At 72.9% G+C, this 24,684-nt stretch carries 23 protein-coding genes and 1 rRNA gene; 11 read left to right on the forward strand and 13 right to left on the reverse strand.

Annotated elements, in window-relative coordinates:
• Positions 1-35: 35 nt before the first annotated feature.
• Positions 36-482 (forward strand): NUDIX hydrolase, encoded by a 447-nt coding sequence (locus AC6H2I_RS21880; RefSeq protein ID WP_497502835.1) that lies wholly within the window; start codon positions 36-38, stop codon positions 480-482.
• Here the strand turns inward: AC6H2I_RS21880 and AC6H2I_RS21885 are convergent.
• The 4 genes from AC6H2I_RS21885 to AC6H2I_RS21900 all read right to left on the reverse strand — a co-directional run bounded on the left by AC6H2I_RS21885 (position 479) and on the right by AC6H2I_RS21900 (position 4,798).
• Positions 479-1,375 carry a DMT family transporter gene (locus AC6H2I_RS21885; RefSeq protein WP_497502836.1) on the reverse strand — a complete coding sequence of 299 codons (897 nt, stop codon included), beginning with the start codon at positions 1,373-1,375 and terminating at the stop codon, positions 479-481. The genes AC6H2I_RS21880 and AC6H2I_RS21885 overlap by 4 nt on opposite strands.
• Before the next feature lie 61 nt (positions 1,376-1,436).
• Positions 1,437-2,669 carry a CaiB/BaiF CoA transferase family protein gene (locus tag AC6H2I_RS21890; protein WP_497502837.1) on the reverse strand — a complete coding sequence of 411 codons (1,233 nt, stop codon included), beginning with the start codon at positions 2,667-2,669 and terminating at the stop codon, positions 1,437-1,439.
• Between the two features lie 5 nt (positions 2,670-2,674).
• On the reverse strand, positions 2,675-3,868 hold the full coding sequence (locus AC6H2I_RS21895; protein ID WP_497502838.1) for an acyl-CoA dehydrogenase: 1,194 nt from the start codon (positions 3,866-3,868) through the stop codon (positions 2,675-2,677).
• Between the two features lie 141 nt (positions 3,869-4,009).
• A complete protein-coding gene (locus AC6H2I_RS21900) occupies positions 4,010-4,798 on the reverse strand; it encodes a calcium-binding protein (protein ID WP_497502839.1) in 789 nt (262 codons plus the stop codon).
• Positions 4,799-4,866: 68 nt separating this feature from the next.
• Here AC6H2I_RS21900 and AC6H2I_RS21905 point away from each other — a divergent pair, with 68 nt between their 5' ends.
• A complete protein-coding gene (locus AC6H2I_RS21905; RefSeq protein WP_497502840.1) occupies positions 4,867-5,019 on the forward strand; it encodes a hypothetical protein in 153 nt (50 codons plus the stop codon).
• A gap of 30 nt (positions 5,020-5,049) precedes the next feature.
• Complete coding sequence (locus tag AC6H2I_RS21910) at positions 5,050-5,979, forward strand: LysR substrate-binding domain-containing protein (RefSeq protein ID WP_497502841.1); 930 nt, start codon at positions 5,050-5,052, stop codon at positions 5,977-5,979.
• Here the strand turns inward: AC6H2I_RS21910 and AC6H2I_RS21915 are convergent.
• Entirely contained in the window at positions 5,954-6,433 is a 480-nt protein-coding gene (locus tag AC6H2I_RS21915) for a CesT family type III secretion system chaperone (protein ID WP_497502842.1), read from the reverse strand. The genes AC6H2I_RS21910 and AC6H2I_RS21915 overlap by 26 nt on opposite strands.
• A gap of 6 nt (positions 6,434-6,439) precedes the next feature.
• On the reverse strand, positions 6,440-8,257 hold the full coding sequence (locus tag AC6H2I_RS21920) for a hypothetical protein (protein ID WP_497502843.1): 1,818 nt from the start codon (positions 8,255-8,257) through the stop codon (positions 6,440-6,442).
• Positions 8,258-8,442: 185 nt separating this feature from the next.
• On the opposite strand from AC6H2I_RS21920, the gene AC6H2I_RS21925 reads away from it, so the two are divergent.
• Positions 8,443-10,002 carry an MDR family MFS transporter gene (locus AC6H2I_RS21925; protein ID WP_497502844.1) on the forward strand — a complete coding sequence of 520 codons (1,560 nt, stop codon included), beginning with the start codon at positions 8,443-8,445 and terminating at the stop codon, positions 10,000-10,002.
• Positions 10,003-10,028: 26 nt separating this feature from the next.
• Here AC6H2I_RS21925 and AC6H2I_RS21930 read toward each other — a convergent pair whose 3' ends face one another.
• The 3 genes from AC6H2I_RS21930 to AC6H2I_RS21940 form a co-directional block, all read right to left on the reverse strand.
• Entirely contained in the window at positions 10,029-11,423 is a 1,395-nt protein-coding gene (locus AC6H2I_RS21930) for a hypothetical protein (RefSeq protein WP_497502845.1), read from the reverse strand.
• 10 nt (positions 11,424-11,433) lie between these two features.
• Positions 11,434-11,889: a type III secretion system chaperone gene (locus AC6H2I_RS21935; RefSeq protein ID WP_497502846.1), complete on the reverse strand. Its 456-nt coding sequence runs from the start codon at positions 11,887-11,889 to the stop codon at positions 11,434-11,436.
• A 108-nt stretch (positions 11,890-11,997) separates the two neighbouring features.
• Positions 11,998-12,972, reverse strand: a complete 975-nt coding sequence (locus AC6H2I_RS21940) for a dienelactone hydrolase family protein (protein WP_497502847.1) — start codon at positions 12,970-12,972, stop codon at positions 11,998-12,000.
• 153 nt (positions 12,973-13,125) lie between these two features.
• Here AC6H2I_RS21940 and AC6H2I_RS21945 point away from each other — a divergent pair, with 153 nt between their 5' ends.
• Together AC6H2I_RS21945 and AC6H2I_RS21950 are read left to right on the forward strand one after the other, a co-directional pair.
• The gene (locus tag AC6H2I_RS21945; RefSeq protein ID WP_497502848.1) at positions 13,126-15,381 is read left to right on the forward strand and encodes a penicillin acylase family protein; all 2,256 of its coding nucleotides are present in this window, start codon (positions 13,126-13,128) and stop codon (positions 15,379-15,381) included.
• Between the two features lie 63 nt (positions 15,382-15,444).
• Entirely contained in the window at positions 15,445-16,983 is a 1,539-nt protein-coding gene (locus AC6H2I_RS21950) for a GH3 family acyl-acid amido synthetase (RefSeq protein ID WP_497502849.1), read from the forward strand.
• Here AC6H2I_RS21950 and AC6H2I_RS21955 read toward each other — a convergent pair.
• On the reverse strand, positions 16,922-17,533 hold the full coding sequence (locus AC6H2I_RS21955; RefSeq protein ID WP_497502850.1) for an inner membrane-spanning protein YciB: 612 nt from the start codon (positions 17,531-17,533) through the stop codon (positions 16,922-16,924). The two genes, AC6H2I_RS21950 and AC6H2I_RS21955, sit on opposite strands and share 62 nt — an antisense overlap.
• A gap of 183 nt (positions 17,534-17,716) precedes the next feature.
• Between AC6H2I_RS21955 and AC6H2I_RS21960 the strand changes: the two genes are divergently transcribed.
• Positions 17,717-19,264 (forward strand): Do family serine endopeptidase, encoded by a 1,548-nt coding sequence (locus AC6H2I_RS21960; protein WP_497502851.1) that lies wholly within the window; start codon positions 17,717-17,719, stop codon positions 19,262-19,264.
• A gap of 70 nt (positions 19,265-19,334) precedes the next feature.
• On the opposite strand, the gene AC6H2I_RS21965 is transcribed toward AC6H2I_RS21960, so the two are convergent.
• Positions 19,335-20,081, reverse strand: a complete 747-nt coding sequence (locus AC6H2I_RS21965; RefSeq protein ID WP_497502852.1) for a substrate-binding periplasmic protein — start codon at positions 20,079-20,081, stop codon at positions 19,335-19,337.
• Between the two features lie 148 nt (positions 20,082-20,229).
• On the opposite strand from AC6H2I_RS21965, the gene AC6H2I_RS21970 reads away from it, so the two are divergent.
• From AC6H2I_RS21970 to AC6H2I_RS21985, 4 genes are all read left to right on the forward strand, one after another.
• Positions 20,230-20,910: a winged helix-turn-helix domain-containing protein gene (locus AC6H2I_RS21970; RefSeq protein WP_497502860.1), complete on the forward strand. Its 681-nt coding sequence runs from the start codon at positions 20,230-20,232 to the stop codon at positions 20,908-20,910.
• A complete protein-coding gene (locus AC6H2I_RS21975) occupies positions 20,910-22,289 on the forward strand; it encodes a sensor histidine kinase (protein ID WP_497502853.1) in 1,380 nt (459 codons plus the stop codon). Before AC6H2I_RS21970 ends, AC6H2I_RS21975 begins: the two co-directional genes overlap by 1 nt.
• 141 nt (positions 22,290-22,430) lie before the next feature.
• A complete protein-coding gene (locus tag AC6H2I_RS21980; RefSeq protein ID WP_497502854.1) occupies positions 22,431-23,504 on the forward strand; it encodes an AI-2E family transporter in 1,074 nt (357 codons plus the stop codon).
• A gap of 85 nt (positions 23,505-23,589) precedes the next feature.
• Positions 23,590-23,919 (forward strand): YnfA family protein, encoded by a 330-nt coding sequence (locus tag AC6H2I_RS21985; RefSeq protein ID WP_497502855.1) that lies wholly within the window; start codon positions 23,590-23,592, stop codon positions 23,917-23,919.
• 44 nt (positions 23,920-23,963) lie between these two features.
• Here the strand turns inward: AC6H2I_RS21985 and AC6H2I_RS21990 are convergent, their stop codons facing one another.
• Both AC6H2I_RS21990 and rrf read right to left on the reverse strand, forming a co-directional pair.
• Positions 23,964-24,185: a hypothetical protein gene (locus tag AC6H2I_RS21990; RefSeq protein ID WP_497502857.1), complete on the reverse strand. Its 222-nt coding sequence runs from the start codon at positions 24,183-24,185 to the stop codon at positions 23,964-23,966.
• 406 nt (positions 24,186-24,591) lie between these two features.
• Positions 24,592-24,684 (reverse strand): 5S ribosomal RNA (gene rrf, locus AC6H2I_RS21995); the annotation flags it as partial.

Genomic DNA, 24,684 nt, shown 5'->3' on the forward strand with positions numbered 1-24,684 from the left:
CGCCCCCGCCAGGACACCCGCCCCAGGACACCACCATGCCCCAGCCGACCGTTCCGCCGCCCGTTGCGGCCATCATCGCCGTCGTCGTGAGAGAGGGCCGGGTGCTGCTGGTGCAGCGCGCCAACCCGCCGGACGCCGGCCGCTGGGGCTTCCCCGGCGGCAAGATCGACGGCGGGGAGACCCTGGCCGCCGCCGCCCTGCGCGAACTGGAGGAGGAAACCGGCGTGCGCGCCGAGGCCGGCCCGGTGCTGACCGCGCTGGATGCCTTCGAGCGCGCGGACGACGGCACGGTGCGCCGGCACTTCCTGCTGGTCGCCGTGCTGTGCCACTGGCTGGGCGGGGAGCCGGTGGCCGCCGACGACGCCCTGGACGCCCGCTGGGTGCCGGTGGAGGCCCTCGACGACGGTGCCCTGGCGCTGTGCGCCGGCGTGGCCGCCGTCGCCCGCCGGGCGGTCGCCGTGGCGGACGGGACGGTGTCCTAGTCGCCCGGCGTCAGGGTCGGCGCCGCCTCGGTCGCCGCCCCGGCGCGCACGGCCTGCTCGCGGTGGAAGACGAAGAGGCCGCTGGCGATGATCAGGGTGGCGCCCAGCGCCACCGCCGGGGTCGGGGCGTGGCCCCACACCACCAGGTCCAGCACCACGGCGAACAGGATGGAGATGTACTGGAACGGCGCCACCACCACCGGCGGCGTGAGCTGGAGGGAGCGGTTCACCGCCATGTGCCCGGCCAGCGCCACCACCCCGAGGAGGCCAAGCAACAGGAAATCGATCCCGGCCGGCACCGAGGCCGCCACCGGCAGGGACGCCGCGCCGAGCAGGCCGGTGCCGAAGGTGCTGAAGGAGACCAGGGTCAGGTTGCCGTCGGCGCGCAGGTGGCGCGAGCCGATCATGCTGAAGGAGTAGGCGACGGTCCCGAACAGCGCCACCCCCGTGGCCACGGGGTCGAAGGCGCCGGCCGGACGCAGCACCATGACCACGCCGACGAAGCCGACCACCACCGCGGTCCAGCGCCGCCACCCCACCCGCTCGCCCAGCAGCGGCACCGACAGCGCGGTGACGATCAGCGGCGAGGCCATGTAGATGGTCATCACGTCGGCCAGCGGCAGGTCGCGCACCGCCCAGTAGAAGCAGGCGATCTCGGTCACCGCCGCCAGCACCCGCAGCAGGTGGAGCGACACCCGGCGCACCCCGAACACCGCCCGCCAGCCGCGCCGGTGGATCAGCGGCACCAGGATGGCGGCGGCGAACAGGCTGCGCACCGCCAGCAGGACGCCCACGGCGTGCTCGGCCACCAGCCACTTGCCGAGGGCGTCGTTGACCGTGAACAGGGTGATGCCCAGCAGCATCATCAGGATGCCGCGGCGGGTGTCGGACATGGGGGGACCGTGTCGGTATCGGGGCGGAGTCGAGCTGCGAACCAATGACGCAGGGGCGTGGCTAAATCACCTTCCGGGATCGCAGGGCTTCCCTGTCGGCGGCGCATACGCCCAGCTCGGTCAGGACCGCGTCGGTGTGCTGCCCCAGCGCCGGCGGCCCCACCGCGTGCTCCACCGGGGTGGCCGAGCAGCGGATCGGGCTCGCCACGGTGGGGACCGAGCCGACGGTGGCGTGGGGCAGGTCGCGGCGCAGGCCGCGGGCCACCACATGGGGGTCGGCGAACAGCTGGGCCAGGTCGTTGATGGGGCCGCAGGGCACCCCCAGCGGCTCCAGCGCGGCCAGCCAGTCGGCGGTGGCGCGGGTGCGCAGCAGCCCGTCCAGCAGCGGCACCAGCGCGGCACGGTGGGCGACCCGCGCGGGGTTGGTGGCGAAGCGCGGGTCCTCGGCCAGGTCGGGCCGGCCGGCGACGGCGCAGAAGCGGGCGAACTGGCCGTCGTTGCCGACCGCCAGGATGATGTGGCCGTCCCCGGTGGCGAAGGCCTGGTAGGGCACGATGTTGGGGTGGGCGTTGCCCAGCCGCTGCGGCGCCGTGCCGGACACCAGGAAGTTCATGGCCTGGTTGGCCAGCATCGCCACCTGCACGTCGAGCAGGGCGAGGTCGACCCGCTGCCCCTCGCCGGTGCGGTCGCGGTGAGCCAGCGCGCCGAGGATGCCGACCGCGGCGTAGAGGCCGGTGAAGAGGTCGGTGACCGCCACCCCCACCTTGACCGGCCCGCCGCCCGGTTCCCCGTCGGGCTGGCCGGTCAGGCTCATCAGCCCGCCCATGCCCTGGATCATGAAGTCGTAGCCGGCGCGCCGTGCGTAGGGGCCGTCCTGGCCGAAGCCGGTGATCGAGCAGTGGACCAGGCGCGGGTTGACGGCGCGCAGGCTGTCCCAGTCCAGCCCGTACTTGGCCAGCCCGCCGACCTTGAAATTCTCGATCACCACGTCCGACGCGGCGGCCAGCCGGCGCACCAGCGCCTGCCCCTCCGGCCGCTCGAAGTCGATGGTGACCGAGCGCTTGCCGCGGTTGGCGGCGAGGAAATAGGCGGCCTCCCGGGCCTCCCCGTCGGTCCCCTCCCCGTCCGTTCCGGTCGCCCAGGGCGGACCCCAGGCGCGGGTGTCGTCGCCGGTCCCCGGGCGCTCCACCTTGACCACGTCGGCGCCAAGGTCGGCCAGGGTCTGGGCCGCCCACGGCCCGGCCAGGACGCGGCTCAGCTCCAGCACCTTGAGGTGCGCCAGGGGGCCGGCCACGGCGCTCAGCCCGTGAAGGCCTGGATGCCGGTGATGGCCCGGCCGAGGATCAGGGCGTGGATGTCGTGGGTGCCCTCGTAGGTGTTCACCGCCTCCAGGTTCATGGCGTGGCGGATGACATGGTACTCGTCGGCGATGCCGTTGCCGCCGTGCATGTCGCGGGCGACCCGGGCGATCGCCAGCGCCTTGCCGCAGTTGTTGCGCTTGATCAGCGACACCATCTCCGGCGCCGCCGCCCCCTCGTCCATCAGCCGGCCGACCCGCAGCGCCGCCTGCAGGCCGAGCGCGATCTCCGTCTCCATGTCCGCCAGCTTGAGCTGGGAGAGCTGGGTGGCGGCCAGCGGCCGGCCGAACTGCTTGCGGTCGAGCTGGTACTGGCGCGCCGCGGCGAAGCAGAACTCCGCCGCCCCCATGGCGCCCCAGCCGATGCCGAAGCGCGCCCGGTTGAGGCAGCCGAACGGCCCCTTCAGCCCCTTGGCGCCCGGCAGCAGGGCGTCCTCGCCCACCGCCACCTCGTCCATGACGATCTCGCCGGTGACCGAGGCGCGCAGCGCGAACTTGCCCTCGATCTTCGGTGCCGACAGCCCCTTGGTGCCCTTGTCCAGGACGAAGCCGCGGATCTCGCCCGCGTCGTCCTTGGCCCAGACGACGAAGACGTCGGCGATGGGGGCGTTGGTGATCCAGGTCTTGGCGCCGGTCAGCACCCAGCCGGCGGCGGTGCGCCGGGCCCGCGTCTTCATGCCCGCGGGGTCGGAGCCGGCGTCCGGCTCGGTCAGGCCGAAGCAGCCGATCCACTCGCCGGTGGCGAGCCTGGGCAGGTAGCGGCGGCGCTGCTCCTCGGTGCCGTAGGCGTGGATGGGGTGCATGACCAGGGAGGACTGCACGCTCATCATCGAGCGGTAGCCGCTGTCGACCCGCTCGACCTCGCGGGCGATCAGCCCGTAGGAGACGTAATTGACGCCGGCGCAGCCGTAGTCCTCCGGCAGGGTGGCGCCGAGGAAGCCCAGCGCCCCCATCTCCCGGAAGATGGCGGGGTCCGTCGTCTCGTGACGGTTCGCCTCCAGAATCCGCGGCATCAGCCGGTCCTGGCAATAGGCATGGGCGCTGTCGCGGATCATCCGCTCGTCGTCGGTCAACTGGCCGTCCAGCGCCAGCGGGTCGTCCCACGCGAACACGGCGCGCGTCTCGGTCTTCGCCACCCCAGATCCTCCCTCCACCGGATGGGCGCCGTGGCGCGCCCTCTCCGGCCACAGTGGCGCAGGATCGTTTGATGGGTCCAATACATTTGTCCGGCGGCACTTATCGCTTTCCCATATGGCCGGCGGCGCTGCGCGCGGGGATCAGATCCAGGTGATGTAGGGGTCGAGGCCGTAGCTGTGGCCGTCGAACAGCATGACCACCGTCCCGGTCGAACCATAGGCCTCGACGATGGTCGACGCCGCCTCGCCGGGCGCCAGGGGGCCGCCGTCGGTGTTGGAGCCCTGCCAGGTGTCCTCGGGCGCCCCGCCGACGTCGACGATCACCCGGTCGCCCTCGTCCGGGTTGAAGTCGGCGATGTAGACCTCCAACACCTCGTCGGGGTTTGCCGGGTCGATGTAGAAGGTGTCGGCGCCGGCGCCGCCATGCAGGGTGTCGTGCCCGCTCTCGGCCACCAGGCGGTCGGCGCCGCTGCCGCCGTAGAGCTGGTCGTCGCCGGCGCCGCCGACCAGCGTGTCGTCGCCGTCGACGCCGCGCAGCTTGTCGTTGCCGGCCCCGCCGTCCAGGTGGTTGCCCGAGCGGTTGCCGACCACGGAGTCGTCGCCCTCGCCCCCGGCGACCGTGGCGGCGCCGGCCTCGTCCTGCAGCAGGACCTGCTCGACGCCCTGGGCGTTGTGCAGATCCCAGGACGAGAACAGGAAGACCCGGTCGGCCGCGCCACCGTCATCAAGGATCTGATCCCCGGCCTCCCCGACATAATAGGTGTCGTTGCCACCACCGCCGAACATGGTGTCGACACCGCTGCCGCCCAACAACGTGTCGTCGCCCCCCAGCCCCCACAACTGGTCATTGCCGCCATGACCGTAGATGACGTCCGAAGACCCGCCGCCCGAGAGGACGTCGTTCAAGTTGTTGCCGCGAACCAGCGCCATCATAGCCTCCGAAGATCGGGTTCTTTTTGCTTCGGACGTCGTCCGGGCGTCTTGGTCTTATGAAACCAATGCGCTTCGAACTGCGTCAGAACTCTTCCCTGAAGTTGCGGCTGCAGGCGCGCGGGGTCAAGACGCCGAAGGTGTTAGATGGTAAATTATCTCTTAATATCGGCTTTTTCGTCGAATCCCATCCAAATGCACCCTTGCTGCCGCCGCGTTGACGCCCCGCCCCACTCGGTCATAGTGGCGCCATGGATCTGCGCCATCTCCGTCACTTCGTCGCGGTCGCCGAGGAGTTGCATTTCAGCCGGGCCGCGGCGCGGCTCGGCATCGGCCAGCCGCCGCTCAGCCAGTCCATCCAGGCTCTGGAGGCGGATCTGGAGGTGCGCCTGTTCGACCGCACGCGGCGCCGGGTCGCCCTGACCGCCGCCGGAGCGACCCTGCTGGCGGAGGCCCGGGCGATCCTCGCCCACGCCGAGCGGGCGGTCGTGCTGACCCGCCGCGCCGCCCGCGGCGAGGTGGGCGAGCTGCGGGTCGGGTTCACCGCGGCGGCGCCGTTCCAGCCGGTGGTGCCCCGGCTGATCGACGCCTACCGCCGCGCCTGCCCGGATGTCCACCTGACGCTGGTGGAGATGCCGTCGAAGCCGCAGCTGGCGGCGTTGGCCGCGAACCGGCTGGACGTCGGCTTCGTCCGCGAGCCGCTGGCCCCGCCGGGCGACGCCGTGCGCTTCCATCCCATCCTGCGCGAGCCGCTGCTGGCGGTGCTGCGCGCCGACCACCCCCTGGCGGCCCTGGACCCGGTGCCGCTGGCCGCCCTGGCCGACCAGCCCTTCGTCTTCTACCCCGCGGAGTACGGCACGGCGACCCACGAGCGGGTGATGGCGCTGTGCGCCGGCGCCGGGTTCCGGCCCGTCATCGCCCAGGAGGCGCGCGAGGCCTTCACGATCATCGGCCTGATCGCGGCCGGGCTCGGCGTCTCCATCCTGCCGGCGAACCTGCGCCAGGTGGCCGTCGCCGACGTGGTCTACCGCCGCCTCGACGCGCCCGATGCCCACACCACGCTGATGCTGGCCCATCGCGCCGACGACCGCTCGCCGCTGGTGAGCGCCTTCCGCGACCTGGCGGTGCGCATCGCCGGCGAGGCCCCGGCGGCGCTCAGCCCCGCAGCACCAGCGGCGTGATCGCGCCGACCGGCACCGTGGCGGACTCCGCGGGGCGGTCGTCGTCCTCGCCCCACAGCACCGCGTCGAGCCGTTCCACCCCGGCCAGGAAGAAGTTGATGAGGGTGCCCAACGCCTCGTCGTCGGTGATGGCCGCGGTGGGAACGCTGAGGTGGGCGACGACCCGGTCGCCCTCGGGGTCCAGCGACAGCACCAGCCCCTGGGTCCGCACACCGCGGTGGTTGAGGGTCAAGAGACGTTCGCACAGGTCCAGCCGCGCGTCGGGATCGCCGGGCACCGGGGCCAGGGCGGTGGACTGGGAAAACCACGCGCCATCGGCCGACAGGGTCAGCAGCACGGTGTCGCCGCGGAACGACAGGCCGCACACCCCGTCATCGTCGAAGGCGAGGCCCGTCAGCCCGTAGCGCGCGGCAACCTTGGACAAGAGCTGGTTCATCCGGTCGTGTTCGATCATGGCGGCTCAGTCCTTGGCATGGATGCCGCGCGATGCGGTGTGCACGGCGTCGCGGGGAATCTCGCATTCGATGATGAAGGCCGGGTACATCTGGATGGCGTCGGGAATGGTGAGGCTGGAATCGCGGTAGGACAGGGGCGGACCACGGTCGCCGGGCCCGGTCACCTGCAGGTCGAAGGTCCGGTGCTGCAGCGTGGAGTTCCGCATGGCGTTGTCGCGCAGGGCGCCCTGCAGGTGGCTGCCGCCGGTCTGACCCAGCTGCATCCGGGTCAGCGGGTTGTTGTCGCCGCGCCCCTGGGCGCGCGGCTTGCAGCCGACGGACACGTCGCTGTTGATGTTGTGCTCCGCCAGCTCGAGGTTGCCGCGGGTGCGGCGCGCCCGGTCCTCGGCGTCGTGCACGTTGCCGGCGAAGACCTTGGCGACCACCACGAAATGCTTGTAGGTCGGGGCGTCCCCGTCGCCCACGTTGGACGGCGGCGCGTAGGCCAGCGCCTTGGCGAACTGGTCGGTGAAGGCCGTGCCGTAGCCGGTCTTCCCATAGCCCTTGCCGAAGCCGTAGTTGCAGTACTCCGGATCGAAGCCGCCGCGCGCGATGTTCTTGACGTTGCCGGCGCCGGTGCCGTGGAACACCAGGCATTCGCCCGGCCGGTCGGTGCGGAACGCGGTGAAATCCCCGTCGTCCATGGAGTGGGAAGGCATGAAGCCGAGCGTGCCGTCGACCCGGCCCGACAGCGCGTCGACGTTCTCGTCGTAGGCGGCCCAGGTGGGGCAGGAGTCGTTGACGTAGATGTTGGTGACGGTCGCGCCGTCGATGGCGATGAACTCGGCGTCGCGCAGCTCCGGCATGCCGTAGGAGGCCAGCCACGCCTGGCCGTCGCGGGCCCGCTCGCCGCCGGTCCTGGTGTCGCGCAGCTCGTGGTCCTTGGCCATGGTGCCCGGCATCTCCTGCGCGTTGCGCTGGAGATACTCCACGAATCCCTGGAACACGTCGCTGTCGTGATCGAGCGGGCGCAGCGCCAGCTCGCCACCCGGGTCGAGTCCCGGCACCGGAACGGCGTCCAGCACCACGCCGTCCGCCAACGGCTCGCCACCAAGGGTCAGCGGCATGGTCCGGGTGAGATCCTTTCCGTGCTGCTCGGCCCAGGCGCGGATGCTGGCCGGCGCCCGCATCGTGCGGCTCGGCGCGTCGGCCCCCCCCAGCCCCACGTCGCCCAGGTCGGCTTCGATCGCGTCGCCTGTCTTGCCGCGCACCAGACCGGCCTTGCCCGGCTCCTCCTCCAGCTTGTGGGTGGCGATCCACCCGTAGGTCCACTGGTCGCGCGGCAGGATGTTCCGGTTGGTGTCGCTGATCACCGCGCCCCAGACATGGTCGCGCTTGGCGCCCAGCCCGATCGAGAAGGTCTCCCGCAGGGAGGCGTCGTAGACCACGACGGCCCCCGCCCCGCGCTCCGGGGGCCGCGAGAAAACCGATTTCTGATTGTCACCCCGGACGTTGACGTCACCCGTCAGGTGGCCGAGCCGGACCGTGGCGGAGCCGACCGTGAGGAACTGCCCGATGGAGGGCTTGGGCGCCACCTCCAGGTCGTCGCGCAGCGGGGCGAGCTCCCCCACCACGTCGATCTCCGACCGCTCGAACGGGTCGCCGCCGATCTCCAGCCGCGGCGACCGGAGATCGCCGTTGTCGACACCGCGCGCGTGGACCAGGGGCTCGGTCGCGTCCGGCCCGCCGCTGAGGTCGACGCCACCGCGGTCGTCGGTCCGCTCCAGGCCGGTCGGGACGAATCCCCCCGTTCCCCGCAACCCGCCGAGGGATGTGTCCGTCATGTTTGCCGCTCCATGCGAACCAGGCACCGGGGGTCATCATACACGGGACCGGATGCGCGCGACAGTTGATGCGTGGGCGGGGGGATGTCACGGCCCGCACCACCGGCGCACCCGGCGCTTGCGCCTCGCCCGGCCCCGGCTATGGTGGTCCCTCCCGTCGACCACACCCGAGCGCCGCGGCCCCCATGACGACCACCGCCCAACACAGCGTCGCCTTCAGCCACCGGGAGATCCTGCGGGTGTTCAGCGGGGTGGCGCTGGCCATGCTGATGGCCGCCATGGACCAGACGATCGTCGCCACCGCCCTGCCGACCATGGCCGCCGACCTCGGCAGCCTGGACGAGCTGCCCTGGGTGGTCACCGCCTACATGCTGGCCTCCACCGCCACCACGCCGGTCTACGGCAAGCTGTCCGACCTCTACGGGCGCAAGCGCCTGCTGCAGGTTGCCATCGTGCTGTTCCTGGCCGGGTCGGTGCTGTGCGCGGTGGCCCAGGACATGGTTCAGCTCGTCGTCTTCCGCGGCCTCCAGGGGCTGGGGGGCGGCGGGTTGATGGCGCTGGCCTTCACCATCATCGGCGACGTGGTGGCGCCGCGCGAGCGCGGCCGCTACCAGGGCCTGATCGGCGGCGTCTTCGCGCTGGCCAGCGTCGCCGGGCCGCTGCTGGGCGGGCTGTTCACCGAGTACCTGTCCTGGCATTGGATCTTCCTGATCAACCTGCCGGTCGGCATGGCGGCGCTGGCCATGACCAACCGGGCGCTGGGCCGTCTGCCCACCGGCGTCGCCCGGCCGCGGGTCGACGTGGTGGGGGCGGTGCTGCTGATGGGCGCGGTCACCAGCCTGCTGGTCGTGGTGTCGCGGGGCGGCAGCACGCTGTCCTGGACCTCGCCCGCCGTGCTCGGCCTGGCGGCGGCGGGGCTCGTCCTGCTGGCGGTCTTCCTGTGGCACGAGCGCCGGGTGGCCGAGCCCATCCTGCCCCTGCGCCTGTTCCGCATCCCGGTGTTCGCCGTGGCCAACCCGGTGGTGGCGGTGTCGGCCATGGTGCTGTTCGCCGGCATCGTCTTCCTGCCGCTGCACCTGCAGCTGGTGCGCGGCACGGGGGCCACGGCGTCCGGCCTGTTGCTGCTGCCCCTGGTGCTGGGCATGACCGGCGGCGCCGTCGGCGGCGGCCGGCTGATCGCCCGCAGCGGCCGCTACAAGGTGTTCCCGGTCGCCGGCCTCGGCCTGGCCGCGGCCATGTACCTGGTGCTCGGCCTCAACGCCGGGGCGGCCGCCGATCCGCTGTTCTCGGTGCTGGTGCTGGTGCCGCTGGGCGTCGGTCTGGGCCTGGTGATGCCGGTGATGACGGTGGCGGTGCAGAACGCGGTGGACCGCGCCGACCTCGGCGCCGCGACCTCGTCGGTGGGGTTCTTCCGCACCCTGGGGGGCTCCGTCGGGGTGGCGGTGTTCGGTGCGGTGCTGACCGCCACCGTCACCGCGCGCCTCGGCGCCGCCGGGGTGGCCGGGCTGGACCCCCGCGCGGTCATGGACGGCGGTGCCGCCGCCCTCGACCAACTCGCCCCGGCGGCGCGCGACGCCGCCCTGGCGGCCTTCGAAAGCGGCTTCGAGACCCTGTTCCTCCTGGCCGCCGGGCTGGCCGTGGTGTCGCTGGTCCTGGCGCTGTTCCTGGAGGAGCTGCCGCTGCGCTCCGCCGCGCCCGAGCCGGGGCGGCCGACCACCGCACCGGCCGACCGGCGCGGCGGCTGACGGCCGCCCCGGCCCGGTCGCCCGGCTTAGCCCAGCAGCTCCCGGCCGACGGTGCCGGCCACGCCCATCAGGTACATGGCGACCGAGCCGATCTGCGCCCGGTCCATGTCGCTCATGGCCTCGCCCAGCAGGTCCTGGACGCTGTCCTGGTCCTCGCCGAGGCTGGCCACCATCCCCTCCAGCGTGTCCATGCCGCCCCGCGCGGCGTGCACGTTGAAGGCCTGGGCGAGGTAGCGGGACATGTCGTCGGCGCCCTCCAGGTCCGCCTCGGTCATCTGGCGCACCGTCTCGCCGGCGACCGCCAGCAGCGCGTCGGCCTTCTCCTGCGGGGTGGTGGCCGAGGCCAGCGCGCCGGCCAGCTTGGCAAAGCCGGCGGCGGTGTTCTCCACCTGCCGGAAATAACCGGCGTCCATGCGCGAGCGGGTGCCGATGGACTCGTTCACGACGTTGTCGCGCGGGGTGCCCGGCGGCAGGTTCATTCCCTCGATGAGGGTGAGCTTTTCCTGCTGGCGGTCAAAGTAGCGGTTGAGCACGGCGTCGAGGGTCGCCGGCAGCTCGTCCGCCCCCTGCACGGTGCGGGCGTCCTGCATGGCGTAGGTGAACAGCTCCTTCACCGGCGCCAGATCCATCTGGCCGCGCACGCCGTCCAATCCGCGCTCGTGGCATTTCGCGTCGAAGGCCGCCTCGAAGGAGTTGGCCTTCAGGAACTCGCTGCCCATGAACAGGTTGATGCGCGACAGGATGGTGCGCTCGGCGGCGTCGCGGGCGATGCCCATGGCGTCGTCCGCGGACAGCAGCTTGTAGCCCGCCCCGTCGCCGACGCGGATGACGGCGGCTTCGGCCAGGGCGGTGCGGATGGCGTGGGACACGTTCTCCATCTCGAAGCCGACCCCGGACTGGCTGACGCCGGTGGTGTAGCGCAGGTAGAACTCCTGCACCTTGTCGTGGGGCATGCCCTTGGCCGACGCCTCGTCCAGCAGGGCGTTGGCCACGGGGTTGACGGCAGCGCTCAGCGACGGGGTGGTCGTGTTGTTGGGCGCGAACACGGTTCCCGCCATGGTCATCGCCATGCGCTGGTTCTTCAGCCAGTTCTGGCCGCCGCGGCTTTCCATCAGGTCGATTGTGGACCGCACCGCCCGCGCCGTCAGCGGCCCGCCCTTGAGCTCGGCACGCAGATGGTCGACGCCGATCGACCCCAGATCCTTGCCGTACTCGCGCTCCAGCGCGGACATGAACCCGCGGATCGCCTGGTCCTGGCGCGCCGCCATGGTCTCGCGGCCGCGGAACAGGTCGCTGACGGCCACCTTGAACCGCTGCCAGCCGGTCGTCGCCAGGCCGTCCGCGTCGTTCTTGAGCTTGATCTCCGCGGTCGCGTTGAGCGAGGCGGCGGAGGTCCGGAAATCGCCGACCGACAGGGTCATCGCGTCCTCCTCAGATCCGCACGGCGTTGGCGAAGGCGGCGACGTCGAGCCCGGGCGCCGGCGCCGACGCCTCGTCATCGCTGGCCAGCCGCCGCTGCCAGGCCTCGGCGATGTTCAGCAGGTTTTCCATCACCCGCTCGAAACGGGCCAGCGTCAGGCCATGGCCGTCGATCGTCACCGACAGCACCACGTCGCCGGACAGCCGGTTCATGCCCAGCGTCGCCCCTTGGGTTCCCGAGAACAGGTAGTTGGCATCGGCCAGCCGCAGCGCCACGGCACCGCGGCGCGCCTCCGCCACCTCGCCGAGCCAGACGTACAGCGCCAGGCCGGTCTCCCCCAGCTCCAGGTTCACGATCAGATCATCGAACCCGATCGAGCAGAACCCCTCGTCGTCGAACGCCAGGCTCGGCGCGTTGATCTTGGTGGCGAAATCGGCGATCACGGATTGGATCGTCTGCTTGTCCATGTTCGGTCCCTCGGAGGAGTGGAAGGCCGGGGGCTGAACGGCTGCCACGCCCCCCGCATCGGCCGAACATGTGTGACCGGGCGGCGTCGAAAGTTCCGCCGGGCGACGCTAGGGTGCGCCCGCGCCGCCGGCCCGGCGCCACGCCCCCGGCCGGGCCAGGCGGTCCGGCTCGCCCAGGGACAGCGTCAGGAAGCGCTGGAGGTCCTCGTCCGACCACGCCTTGGCCCGCGCGCTGCCCAGGATGTCGTAGCCGGTGCGGGAGACGTTGAGGCCGATCATCGCCCGGCGGCTCACCGGGCCGCGCATGACGATGCCGGTGCGGGTGTCCACCACCCGGCTCTCGGCCGTGACGTGGAACCGCAGGTCGACCAGGCTGAGCCCGACGTGGCGCGGGTCCAGGTCGTCGCCGTCCCACTGGTGGAAGGTCTCGGGATAGACGCGAATCGTCACGTCGGACCCGCCGGCGCGCAGGTCGGCGGCAATGTCGCGCGACCGCCGCACCGACACGTTCTCGTCCAGCTCGCCCAGCAGCATCAGCACCGGCGCACCGGTGGTCGACGGGTCCGCGAGCCGGGCGATGGAGCATCCGTAATAGGCGGCGTGCGCGGCGAAGGACGGCCCCTCGGGATCGAGGTAGAGGTCGCGGACCTGGCGGTAGGCGCACAGCACCGCGATCATCGCCCCGTAGGAGAAGCCCATCACGCCGATGCGGCGCGGGTCCACCCGCGGGTGCGCGGCCAGCACGCCCAGGGCGGCGTGGGCGTCGGCCAGCATCATCGCCTCGGTCACCGCGACGGCGCGCCGGTTGTGGCTGGAGTCGCCGTGGCCGCGGGGCGCGAAGCTGTCCACCACCAGCGCCACGTAGCCCCAGCGCGCGAGTTGCTCCCCGTAGGCGATCTCCCGCGTGTCCTTCACACCGCCCAGCCCTTCCAGGACGACGACGGCGGGGAGGCTGCGCGGCTCGCCGGGGCCGCCCGGCTCGAACAGCAGCCCCGCCCCCTCGATGATCCGGCGGCGCACCCGCGGCCGGCGGGCGTCCCGAAGCACGTATGGGCTGAACGTCGCAAAGGTGACCCGGCGCATCACGGCTCCTCTCCCCAAGGTGTCGTTCGTGCAACCCGCGGGATGCGCTCCGGGTTCCCGCCACGCGCCCCGCGCCGCGCCGGGGTGGAACCGCCGGGCGCCGGCGCCCGTTGTCCGGGACAGCGCCGCCCCGCCAGCAACGACGCGATCCCCATGGCCTCCCTCGCCACCGCCTGGGGGCTCGGACGGTTGGCGGCCCGTGTCGTGCCGACGGCGATGCGCCGGGGTCCGCCCCGTCACGCGACGCTGGAGGAGCGGCTCCGGGCCCTTCCCACCGACGCCCTGCCCGTCCGCGCCCCCGTCGCCATTCACTGGGACGACCACCACGTGCCGTTCGTGGAGGCGGCCCACGATGACGACCTCGCCGTCGGGCTGGGCGTCGTGCACGGCCATCTCCGGCTGGCGCAGATGGAGCTGATGCGCCGCGCCGCCCGGGGGCAGCTGGCGGCGCTGCTGGGTCCGGTCGCGGTGGATCTCGACCGGACCCTGCGCACCCTCGACCTGACGCGCGCCGTGCCGCGCATCGTCGCCACCATGCCCGAGGCGACGATGGGCTGGATGACCGGCTTCGCGCGCGGCGTCAACGCGGTGATCGGCCGCCTGGACGACCTGCCGGAGGAGCTGGCCCTGCTCGGCCACCGGCCCGCGCCGTGGACGGTGGAGGACCTGGTGGCGCTGGGCCGGCTGGCCGGCACCGACTTCACCTGGCGGGTGTGGATCCCGCTGCTGCGGCTGCGCGGCCGCAGCGACTGGCCGGACCTGTGGGAGCGCATGATGCGCGACGCCGCGGTCCCGGTGCCCAGCTTCGCCGGCGGTGGCGGGGGGGGCGGGGCCGACGCGCTGCTCGCCCTGCTCGGCGCCTTCGCACGCCACGGCAGCAACTCCTACGCGGTGGCCGGTGCGCGCAGCGCCACCGGGCACGCGCTGATCGCCAGCGACCCCCACCTCGGCATCATGGTGCCGAACACCTGGCTGCTGGCCGGCATGGCGTCCCCCGGCCTGAACGCGGCGGGGCTGATGATCCCGGGGGTGCCCGCCGTGGCGCTCGGCCGCAACCGCCGCATCGCGTGGGGCGGCACCAGCCTGCACGCCCAGTCGAGCGAGCTGTTCGACGTCTCCGACCTGCCCGACCACGAGATCACCGAGCGCCGGGAGACCATCGACGTGCGCTGGGGCCGGCCGGTCACCGCGACGGTGCGCGAGACCGCCTACGGGCCGATCATCACCGACGCGCCGCTGCTGCCGGCCGGCGACGGCCGGCGCCTCGCCCTGCACTGGGTCGGCCATCTGCCCAGCGACGAGGTGACGGCGCTTCTCGGCGTCAACCGCGCCACGGGATGGGAGGAGTTCCGGGCCGCCCTGGACGGCTTCGCCGTCCCCGCGCAGAACATGGTGTACGCCGACGCCGGGGGGCAGGTCGGCCAGTGCATGGCCGCCCGCCTGCCCTGGCGCCCGCCGCGGCCACCCGACGACCTGTTCGTGCCGCGGGCGGCGCGGCGCCACTGGGACCGCTTCGCCACCGCCGCCACCCTTCCCGCCGCCGTCGCCCCGGCGTGCGGCTTCGTCGCCTCGGCCAACAACCGGCCGGAGCCGGCGGGGGACGTGCCGGTGGGGTTCTTCTTTTCGCCCGACGACCGGGTGCGGCGGCTGCGCGCGCTGCTGGGCGGCACCGCGCCGGTGTCCGTGGCCGACCTCCGGGCGGCGCAGCGCGACGTGCTCGTGCCCTCGGCCCCGGCGCTGCGCGACCGCCTGCTGGCCGCCGCCGACGCCGCGGGGATCGTCGCCGATGACGGGTTCCGCCGCACGCTGGAGGCCTGGGACGGCCGTTATGACGCGGAGTCCCGCGGCGCCCTCGCCTTCGAGCTGCTGCTCTACCATCTCGCCCGGGGGCTGCGCGGGGCCGCCGGGCTGGAGGTCTACACCGCGGGGTGGGAGCCCTGGGCGCAGGTGCTGGACGACCTCGACCGCACGCCGGCCGGCGCCGTGGCGGCGGCGCTGCGCACCGCGCTGGAGACGGCGGCGGCGCGGACCCGCCGCCTCGGCACCTGGGGCGCGGTGCACCGGCTGCGGCTTGCCCACGCGCTGGGCGCGGTGCCGGTGATCGGCCGGCGCTACCGCTACGCCGACGTGGCGTCGGCCGGCGGCAACGAGACGGTGATGAAGACCGCCCACGGCCTGGCCGGGGCCGTCCACCGGGTCCGGCTGGGCGCCAACGCGCGCCACATCTCCGACCTCGGCGACCCCGACGCCAATTGGTTCGCCCTGCTGGGCGGCCAGGACGGGTGGCTGGGCAGCACCACCGTCCTCGACCAGTTCGACCTGTGGCGGCGCGGCGCCTATCTCCAGCTTCCGCTGCGCGCCGAAACGGCGCGCGCGCTGTTCCGACACAAGACCGTGCTGCGCCCCTGACCGGCGGTCGGCGGTCGGCGGTCGGCGGCCGGCGGCGCGCGCCGGCGCGATGAAGGGAGACCCATGCTCGACGCCACACCGCTGCTGCGCCTCTACGCCCGCGCCCGCCTCGCCGGCCTCGCCGCCGGCCGTCCGGCGGCGGTGCAGGAGGCGCAGCTGCTGCGCCTGGTGCGCCGGGCCGAGGCCACCCGGTTCGGCCGCGACCACGGCTTCGCTGGCATCCGCTCGGTGCGCGATTTCCAGGAACGGGTGCCGCTGCGCCGCTACGAGGACATGTGGCGGGACTATTGGGCGCCCGCCTTTCCCGTGCTGACGGACGTCAGCTGGCCCGGCACCATCCCCTACCTCGCCGCCACCTCGGGCACCACCAGCGGGGTGACGAAGCACATCCCGGTGTCGCGGGAGATGACCCGGGCCAACACCCGGGCCGCCTTCGACCTGCTGGCCTTCCACCTGGCCAACCGGCCGGGCAGCCGGGTGTTCGGTGGCAGCAACGTCATGCTCGGCGGCTCGACCGCGCTGACCGAGCTGGCCCCGGGGGTCCTGGCCGGCGACCTCTCGGGCATCGCCACCCGCGAGGTGCCGGCCTGGGCCCGCCGCTTCACCTTTCCGCCGCCCGCGCTGGCGCTCCTGTCGGACTGGGAGGAGAAGGTCGACCGCATCGGCCGCGCCTCCCTGCAACGCGACGTGCGCACCCTGGGCGGCACCACCAGCTGGCTGCTGCTGTTCCTCGACCGGCTGGCGGCGCTGGAGCCCGGCCGGCCGGCGTCGCTGGCCGCCTTCTACCCCAACCTGGAGCTGCTGGTGCACGGCGGCGTCAGCTTCGAACCCTACGCCGGCCGCTTCGCCCGCTGGCTCGACGGCAGCCGGGCCGAGCTGCGCGAGGTCTACCCCGCCAGCGAGGGATTCCTCGCCATCGCCGACCGCGGCAGCGGCGAGGGGCTGCGGCTGCTGCCCGACAACGGCCTGTTCTTCGAGTTCGTCCCACTGGAGGAGCTGGACCGCCCCGCGCCCCGCCGGTTCTGGGTGCACACCGCCGAGCCCGGCGTGAACTACGCGGTGGTCCTCAGCTCCTGCGCCGGGGCCTGGGCCTATGTGCTGGGCGACACGGTGCGCCTGGTCGACCGCGACCCGCCGCGGGTGCTGATCACCGGGCGCACCGCCCACACCCTGTCGGCGTTCGGCGAGCACCTCATCGGCGAGGAGGTGGAGCACGCGGTGAGCGCCGCCGCCGCCGCCATCGCGGCGGAGATCACCGACTATTCCGTCGGCCCGGTGTTCCCCGACCGGCCCGGGGAGCCCGGCGGCCACGTCTTCGTGGTGGAGTTCGCCGGCGGCGTGCCCGCCGCCGACCGGACCGCCGCCTTCGCCGCGGCGCTCGACCAGCGCCTCGCCGCGCTCAACGCCGACTACGAGGCGCACCGCGCCGGCGGCTTCGGCATGGCCCCGCCGCGCGTCGAGGCGGCGCCGTGCGGCACCTTCGCCGGCTGGATGCGCGGCCGCGGCAAGCTGGGTGGCCAGAACAAGGTGCCGCGCATCATCAACGACCCGGAGCTCTTGCGCTCGCTGCGCCGGGCTGCGGCGCCGGCCCCGCCGGCCTGAGCCGGCGGCGCACGAAGGGCCAGTTGGCGGCCAGAAAGAGCGCGTTCAGCAGGGGCATGCCGAACGCCTTGAACGTGACCCAGTCGTCGGTCGACAGGGCATGGCGCAGCGCCTCGTTGAGCACGGCAAGCCCCAGGAAGAAGGCCACCACCCGCCAGGTCAGCACCCGCCAGGCGCGGTCGTCGATGCCGAGCCCCGTATCGAACAGGGCCTTCAGCAGCAGCCGCCCGCCGAGCAGACCCGCCACCAGCGCCAGCCCGGCGGCGGCGTTGTAGAGGGTCGGCCGGATCTTGATGAAGGTGGGGTCGGACCACACCAGGGTGATGCCGCCGAACAGCAGGGTGAAGGCCAGCCCGACCAGCGGCAGCACCGGCACGCGCGTCTCCCGTGCCAGCGAGCGCAGCACGGCGACGGCGGTCGCCGCCATCAGCGCCGCCGTTCCGGTGACGATGTCCCAGGCCCGGGTGGCCAGGAAGAAGACGACGAGCGGGCCCATCTCGATCAGCAGCCGCTCCAGCAGATGGCCCAGCGTGCGGGTGGTCGGCGCCATGGCGGCCTCTCGTCCTGTGCGACGGCGGTGTCGTTCCCTGGTTAACGGTGCCCGGCGGCGCCGGTTTCCTGGCCGGGCGGTTGCCGGTCGGGTTCCTGAACGAATTGTAATCCGCCGGCAAGACCGCCGTCAGCGGCGCCCCGCTACACAGGTGCCATGAACCTTCCCCACGGAGACCCTTCGATGTCCCCCATCACTCCCGTCCACGATGCCCCGAAGCGCCGGCTGCGGAACACCGTCGCCGCGGTGATGCTCGGCACCACGGTCCTGACCGGCACCGCCCTCCTGGCGACGCCGCCGGCGGCCAACGCCGCCCCGGAGGCGGCCGTCGCCGCGGCCGGGACCGAGCTGCCGCGCAGCTTCGCGCCGCTGGTCGAGCGCGTGCAGCCGGCGGTCGTGACCATCACCGCCCGCCACAGGGCGGCCGCGGTGGCCGAGCGCCGCGCCATGCCGCCCCTGCCGTTCCCGCCGGGGTCCCCCTTCGAGGAGTTCTTCCGCCGCTTCGGCGCGCCGCAGCCCTTCGGTGACGGTGACGGGAGCGGCGGCGAGGCGCCGGCCGGGCGCGAGGGCGCGGCGCTCGGCTCCGGCTTCGTCATCGACGCCGGCGGCCACGTCGTCACCAACAACCATGTCGTCGACGGCGCCGACAGCATCGCCGTCACCCTGACCGACGGCACCGAGCTTCCGGCCACCCTGGTCGGCCGCGACCCCAAGACCGACCTCGCCCTTCTCAAGGTCGAGAGCGCCACGGCCCTGCCCTATCTGCAGTTCGGCGACAGCGACCAGGCCAAGGTGGGGGACTGGGTGGTCGCCGTCGGCAACCCGTTCGGCCTGGGCGGAACGGTGACCACCGGCATCGTCTCGGCCCGCGGCCGGCACATCGACGCCGGCCCCTACGACGACTTCATCCAGACCGACGCGGCCATCAACCGCGGCAACTCCGGCGGGCCGATGTTCGACCTGGAGGGCCGGGTGATCGGCATCAACACGGCGATCTACTCGCCCAACGGCGGCTCGGTCGGCATCGGCTTCGCCATTCCCGCCAACCTGGCCCGCGACGTCGTCGCCCAGCTGATGGAGAACGGTCATGTGGAGCGCGGCTGGCTCGGCGTGCGCATCCAGGAGGTGACGCCGGAGATCGCCGCGGCGATCGGGCTCGACGCGGCGCAGGGCGCCCTGGTCGCCGACGTCACCGCCGGCAGCCCCGCCGCCGCCGCGGGGCTGGAGCAGGGCGACGTGATCCTGCGCTTCGCCGACACCGCGGTGGAGGACGTGCGCGATCTGACCATGGCGGTGGCGCGCACCCAGCCCGATCACCCGGCGACGGTGACGATCCTGCGCCGGGGCGACAAGACGACCATCCCCGTCACCGTCGGCGCCATGCCCGACGAGGGGCGGATGGCGTCGGCCGACCCCTCCGCCGCGTCGCCCGCGGGCGACGTGGTCAAGGGCCTGAAGCTGGCCCGCCTCGACCAGCGCACCCGCGCCAGCCTGGGCCTCGACGACCGGGTCCAGGGGGTGGTGGTGGCCGGCGTGTCGGACGAGGCCGGGCCGCAGCCGGTGCGCCCCGGCGACGTCATCGTCAAGGTCGCCGGCGAGGCGGTGACCGCGCCGTCGGAGGTCGCCCGGCGCATCGCCGGCGCGGAGAAGAAGGGGGACAACGCCGTGCTCCTCCTGATCAACCGGCGGGGCGCCGAGAGCTTCGTGGCGCTGACGCTGAAGCAGGCGTGACCGCCCCGGCGGCCGGCCCGGCGGGGCGACGCCCCACCGGGCCGGCCACCCGCGGTCAGGGCGCCCGCGGTCAGGGCGCCAGCCAGCGCGCCGTGATCTTGGCGACCGTGCCGTCCGCCTGCAGCTCGGCCAGCGCCTTGGCGAAGCGCTCCGCCTTGTCCTTGCGGGCCTTGGGAAAGGCGATGTAGCGGGGCACTTCGCTCAGCGCCTTGGGGAGGAAGCGGATCTTCGCGGAGACCCCTTCCTCGCGCGCGATGAACGCCAGGGTGTGGAGGTCGCCGATGATGGCGTCCAGCCGGCCATGGGCCAGCTTGCGGACGTTCAGGGTGTTGTTGGCGACCGGCTCCTTCTTCAGGAAGTCGGCGGTGTCGAAGTCCGGCGTGTAGGCGAAGCCCTGGACGACGCCGATGGTCGCGCCCTTGAGGTCGGCCAGGCTGTCGAAGGTCAGGGTGGAGTCGCTGCGCACGGCGAAGACGGTCAGCCCGGCGCGGTGCGGCCCGACCATGTTGTAGGCGGCGAAGCGCTCGGGCTTGCCGACGAACTGGAAGGCGACGTCGGTCTGGTTCTCGTCCAGGTCATGGACGACGCGGCTCCAGGGGGCGGGGTGGTGCTCCGGGGTGACGCCGATGCGCGCCAGCACGGCGTCGACGATCTCGGTGTCGAGCCCGGTGCGCTTGCCGTCGGCGGTGTAGTTGTAGGGCGGAAACGTGTCCTCCGACACGACGGTCCAGGTGTCCGCCGCCGCGGGCGCCGCGGCGCCGTTCCCCGCCGCCGCCAGCAGGAGGGTCACCAGCATCAAGAGGTTGCGCACTATCATGACCGTCACTCGCTTTTCTGGTTGGAGCCCAACCCTTAGCCGCCACGGATTGCATCGTGGTGTCAGTTCCTTGGCAAGTCGATGATCGGCGGAGCGGCGCGCCGGGGGTGGCTTGGCGCGCCGCAGAGGGAGGTCTACTATGCCCGGCATGAAGGTTCTCGTGATCGAAGACGATTCCCAGGCCGCCGCCTACCTCGCCAAGGGGTTGAAGGAGTCGGGCCATGTCGTCGACGTGGCGCACGACGGCAAGGACGGGCTGTTCATGGCGGGGGCGGAGCACTACGACGTGCTGGTGGTGGACCGCATGCTGCCGGGACGCGACGGCCTCTCGGTGGTGGAGATCCTGCGGGCCACCGGGAACGACACGCCGGTCCTGTTCCTGTCGGCGCTGGGCAGCGTCGACGACCGGGTGAAGGGGTTGCGGGCGGGCGGCGACGACTACCTGACCAAGCCGTTCGCGTTCTCCGAACTGCTGGCCCGCATCGAGGTGCTGGCGCGCCGCCGCGGCGCCGGCCTGCCGCAGACCCGGCTGACGGTCGGCGACCTGGAGATGGACCTGTTGTCGCGCACGGTGCGCCGCGCCGGGCGGGAGATCGACCTGCTGCCGCGCGAGTTCGCGCTGCTGGAGTACCTGATGCGCAACGCCGGCAGCGTGGTCACCCGGACGATGATGCTGGAGACGGTGTGGGACTATCATTTCGACCCGCAGACCAACGTCATCGACGTGCACATCGCCCGGCTGCGCCAGAAGATCGACAAGGATTTCCCGACGCCGCTCATCCACACCGTCCGCGGCGCCGGCTATTCCCTGCGCGCCGCGCCGGCGTGATGAAGATCCTGCGCACCACGACGTTCCGGCTGGCGCTCCTCTATCTCGGCCTGTTCGCGGCGTCGGTCATGGTGATCCTGTGGGTGGTGTGGCGCACCACCGCCGGCTTCCTCGAAGCCCAGGTGACGGATTCCATCGCCGCCGACATCGAGCTGCTGCGCGAGGAGTTCCGGTACGGCGGCGTGGCAAGGCTGATCGGCACGGTGCGCGACCGCAGCGACGATCCCCACACCAACGCCATGTATCTGGTGCTGTCGCCGCGCGGGACGCCGCTGGCCGGCAACCTGTCGGGCTGGCCGAAGGTTCCTCCCGACGGCGAGGGCTGGATGCATTTCCAGGTGGCGCCGACCGGCGGCCCGCGGGGTGAGCCGGCGACGGCACGCGCCCAGGGCTTCGTGCTGCCCGGCGGTTTCAAGCTTCTGGTCGGCCGCGACATGAGCGAGCTGGACTCCCTGCGCGACCGCATCGCGGCGTCGCTCGGCTGGGTGTTCGCCGTCACCGCGGGCCTGGGCGTTGCCGGCGGCCTGGCCTTCAGCCGCGGCGCCCTGACCCGGATCGAGGCGATCAACCGCACCACCCGCCGGATCATGGACGGCGACCTGGCGGACCGGGTGCCGCGCAGCGGCTCGGGCGACGAGATCGACCGCCTCGCCGGAAACCTCAACGCCATGCTCGACCAGATCGGCCGGCTGATGGACGGCATGCGCCACGTCTCGGAGAGCGTCGCCCACGATCTGCGCACGCCGCTGACCCGCATGCGGTCGCGCATCGAGCTGGTGCTGATCCACGACACCGAGGACGCCGAGGTGTACCGCATCGCGCTGCAGGAGACGATCATCGAGGCCGACGCCCTGCTGGCGACCTTCCGGGCGCTGCTGTCCATCGCCGAGGCCGAGGGCGGACGGGGCGGCACCGGGTTCGAGGCGGTCGACCTGGCGGCGCTGGCCCGCAGCGCCGCCGACCTCTACGAGCCGGTCGCCGAGGAGAAGGGGCTGACCTTCGTCACCGCCCTTCCGGGCGCGGCGGTCGCGGTGCGCGGCAACCCGCACCTGCTGTCGCAGGCCCTGGCCAACCTGCTGGACAACGCCGTGAAGTACACCGACCCGGGCGGCCGTGTGACGCTGCGCGTCGAGGAGGCGGCGCCGGGGCGGGGCGCGACGCTGTCGGTTTCCGACAGCGGGCCGGGAATCCCCCCGGAGGCGCGGGCCAGCGTCCTGCAACGCTTCGTCCGGCTCGATTCCGCCCGCGCGACGCCCGGCAACGGGCTGGGGCTCAGCCTGGTCGACGCCGTCGCCCGCCTGCACGGCGCCGGGCTGGACCTGCGGGACAACGCGCCCGGCTTGACCGTCACCTTGACGCTGCCGCCCGACCCTGCCTGAACACCCGGGCGTGGCGGCAGGAGGGAACGCACCGCCGGGGCGCGCTGCGCGCGGCGGGAAAACGCGCCATCCCGCTCCGGCGCCGTGATCAAACGGCCCGCCCGCGCGTTCCATGGTCTCAACGGCGGGGAGGCGGAGGTCATGGACGAGGTGGCAGGCCGATCGGGCGAAGCGCCCGGACATCGGCGGCGGACCGGAGGGGGCGACCCGGAGCTGCGGCCCTACCTGTGGCGGGTGCTCATCGCGGTCGGCGTGGTGGCGCTGACCTTTCTGGCGTGGCGGGCGGCGGACGCACTCCTTCTCGTGTTCGCCGGCGTCCTGCTGGCCATCCTGTTCCTGCGCCTGACAGGCCTGTTGCGGGACGGGACGGGGCTGAGCCACGGCTGGGGGCTCGGCGCCGTGCTCGCCACCCTCACCGTCGCCGCGGTCGGCGTGGTGTGGCTGCTGGGGTCGACGGTGGCCGGGCAGTTCGGCCAGCTGGGCAGCCAGATCGACACCGCGCTCGGCGCGCTTCCGGACGACATCCGCGCCCGACTGACCGAAAGCGCGGCCGACGCCCAGTGGGGGAGCTACCTCCAGTCGGCCGCCTCCAACACGATCTATTTCCTGAGCTGTCTGGTCATCGTGCTGTTCGTCGGCATCTACACCGCGGCATCGCCGGACGTCTACCGCTCGGGCCTGGTGCTGCTGGTGCCGCGGTCCGGCCACGCCAAGGCCAACGAGGTGCTCGACGTCACCGGCGACGCCCTGTGGCGCTGGCTTCTCGGCCAGCTCGTCTCGATGGCCGCGGTCGGGGTGCTGACCACCGCCGGACTGATGATCCTGGGGGTGCCGGCGGCCCTGGCGCTCGGCGTGATCGCCATGGTCCTGGAGTTCATCCCGCTGATCGGCCCCTTCCTCGCCGCCGCCCCGGCGGTGCTGATCGCCTTCGCCCAGTCGCCGACCCTGGCCCTGTGGACCGCCGGCGTCTACCTCGTCATCCAGCAGGTGGAGGGCAACATCGTGCAGCCGCTGGCGCAGCGCGAGGTGGTCCACCTGCCGCCGGTGATCACCATGGCCGCGATCACCGTCGGCGGCCTGCTGTTCGGGCTGCTCGGCATGTTCCTGGCGACGCCGCTCTCGGTGGTGATCCTGGTGATGGTCAACCTGCTGTACATCGACGGCCGGCTCGGCCTGGGGCGGCACTTCCCCTCGGCCGCGAACGCGCCCCATTGACAGCACCGCCCCGGTCGCCGGTTGCGCTATCGTGCATGGCCGTGGCGGACGGCCGCGGCGCGGAGACCGGGAATGGGGGACGGGGATGGGGGTGGCCTTGACGATCTACGCCGCAGCGGCGCTGGCCGAGATCGCCGGCTGCTTCGCCTTCTGGGCGTGGCTGCGCCTGGGGCACTCCGCGCTGTGGGCGGTGCCGGGCGTGCTGAGCCTGATCGTCTTCGCCGGGCTGCTGACCCGGGTCGACGCGGCCTTCGCGGGCCGCGCCTTCGCCGCGTATGGCGGCGTCTACATCGCCGCGTCCCTGGCCTGGCTGTGGGCGGTCGAAGGGGCGCGCCCGGACCGCTGGGACGTCGGCGGCGCCGGTCTCTGCCTCGTCGGCGCCGCGCTCGTCCTCATGGGACCGCGCGGCGCCTGAGCGGACCGGGGCCGCCGGTGGATCGCCGGAAGGCGCCTCGCCGCTCAGGCGCGGGGCAGGCGCGGCAGCCCCATCGCACGGCGGGCCACCTCGCAGCGGCGCAGGCCCTGGTGGGCGAGGTCGCCCGGCGCCTTCACCCGCAGCTCGCGGTAGGCGGCGTAGGCCGCGGCGGTCTCGGTCCAGGTGTCGACAAACGTCTGCAGGGCGTCCGCGAGGCGGGACGGAGCGCGCCCGGTGCCGGCGTGGCTGAAAGTCGCAAAGCTCATAACGTCCTCCTGTCGTCTTGATGGGAGAACGATACCCTGGGATGCCACATCCCACCACCCCAAATCTCGCATTGCAGCATCGCAAAAACCTAGGAAATCCGCCATTTGTTGCCCTTACATATTGCGCCGCAAATGGTTTGGGGCAAGCATCGTTTGGGGGCCTACGGAGGGTGCGGCCCGGCTCAGCGGCCAGGTGCGCAGGCTGGGCACCCCGCCGCTTGGCCGCCGGCGCCGCACGATCACAACGCCCGTCGCGGGAGACGGAAGGGGGGCCGGAGGCGGGGGAGGCGGCAACGCCACACCCCGCGCCGGGAGGTGCGGGCGGACACGCCAAAAACCCGCACCGGGAGGTGCGGGTGTTGGTGATGGTGAAGAGGGTGTGATCGGTTGTGTGTGCGCCGTGGTGACCTGGCGGCGACCTACTCTCCCACGTCTTAGGACGCAGTACCATTGGCGCTGAGGGATTTCACGGCCGAGTTCGGGATGGGATCGGGTGTTT

The organism is Azospirillum sp. NS33 (assembly GCF_059703765.1).

Coding starts and splice junctions, on each gene's coding strand:
- AC6H2I_RS21880 (WP_497502835.1), top strand. CDS start 36: ATGCCCCAGCCGACCGTTCCGCCGCCCGTTGCGGCCATCATCGCCGTC.
- AC6H2I_RS21885 (WP_497502836.1), bottom strand. CDS start 1,375: ATGTCCGACACCCGCCGCGGCATCCTGATGATGCTGCTGGGCATCACC.
- AC6H2I_RS21900 (WP_497502839.1), bottom strand. CDS start 4,798: ATGGCGCTGGTTCGCGGCAACAACTTGAACGACGTCCTCTCGGGCGGC.
- AC6H2I_RS21905 (WP_497502840.1), top strand. CDS start 4,867: ATGCGCTTCGAACTGCGTCAGAACTCTTCCCTGAAGTTGCGGCTGCAG.
- AC6H2I_RS21910 (WP_497502841.1), top strand. CDS start 5,050: ATGGATCTGCGCCATCTCCGTCACTTCGTCGCGGTCGCCGAGGAGTTG.
- AC6H2I_RS21915 (WP_497502842.1), bottom strand. CDS start 6,433: ATGATCGAACACGACCGGATGAACCAGCTCTTGTCCAAGGTTGCCGCG.
- AC6H2I_RS21920 (WP_497502843.1), bottom strand. CDS start 8,257: ATGACGGACACATCCCTCGGCGGGTTGCGGGGAACGGGGGGATTCGTC.
- AC6H2I_RS21925 (WP_497502844.1), top strand. CDS start 8,443: ATGACGACCACCGCCCAACACAGCGTCGCCTTCAGCCACCGGGAGATC.
- AC6H2I_RS21930 (WP_497502845.1), bottom strand. CDS start 11,423: ATGACCCTGTCGGTCGGCGATTTCCGGACCTCCGCCGCCTCGCTCAAC.
- AC6H2I_RS21935 (WP_497502846.1), bottom strand. CDS start 11,889: ATGGACAAGCAGACGATCCAATCCGTGATCGCCGATTTCGCCACCAAG.
- AC6H2I_RS21940 (WP_497502847.1), bottom strand. CDS start 12,972: ATGCGCCGGGTCACCTTTGCGACGTTCAGCCCATACGTGCTTCGGGAC.
- AC6H2I_RS21945 (WP_497502848.1), top strand. CDS start 13,126: ATGGCCTCCCTCGCCACCGCCTGGGGGCTCGGACGGTTGGCGGCCCGT.
- AC6H2I_RS21950 (WP_497502849.1), top strand. CDS start 15,445: ATGCTCGACGCCACACCGCTGCTGCGCCTCTACGCCCGCGCCCGCCTC.
- AC6H2I_RS21955 (WP_497502850.1), bottom strand. CDS start 17,533: ATGGCGCCGACCACCCGCACGCTGGGCCATCTGCTGGAGCGGCTGCTG.
- AC6H2I_RS21960 (WP_497502851.1), top strand. CDS start 17,717: ATGTCCCCCATCACTCCCGTCCACGATGCCCCGAAGCGCCGGCTGCGG.
- AC6H2I_RS21965 (WP_497502852.1), bottom strand. CDS start 20,081: ATGATAGTGCGCAACCTCTTGATGCTGGTGACCCTCCTGCTGGCGGCG.
- AC6H2I_RS21970 (WP_497502860.1), top strand. CDS start 20,230: ATGAAGGTTCTCGTGATCGAAGACGATTCCCAGGCCGCCGCCTACCTC.
- AC6H2I_RS21975 (WP_497502853.1), top strand. CDS start 20,910: ATGAAGATCCTGCGCACCACGACGTTCCGGCTGGCGCTCCTCTATCTC.
- AC6H2I_RS21980 (WP_497502854.1), top strand. CDS start 22,431: ATGGACGAGGTGGCAGGCCGATCGGGCGAAGCGCCCGGACATCGGCGG.
- AC6H2I_RS21985 (WP_497502855.1), top strand. CDS start 23,590: ATGGGGGTGGCCTTGACGATCTACGCCGCAGCGGCGCTGGCCGAGATC.
- AC6H2I_RS21990 (WP_497502857.1), bottom strand. CDS start 24,185: ATGAGCTTTGCGACTTTCAGCCACGCCGGCACCGGGCGCGCTCCGTCC.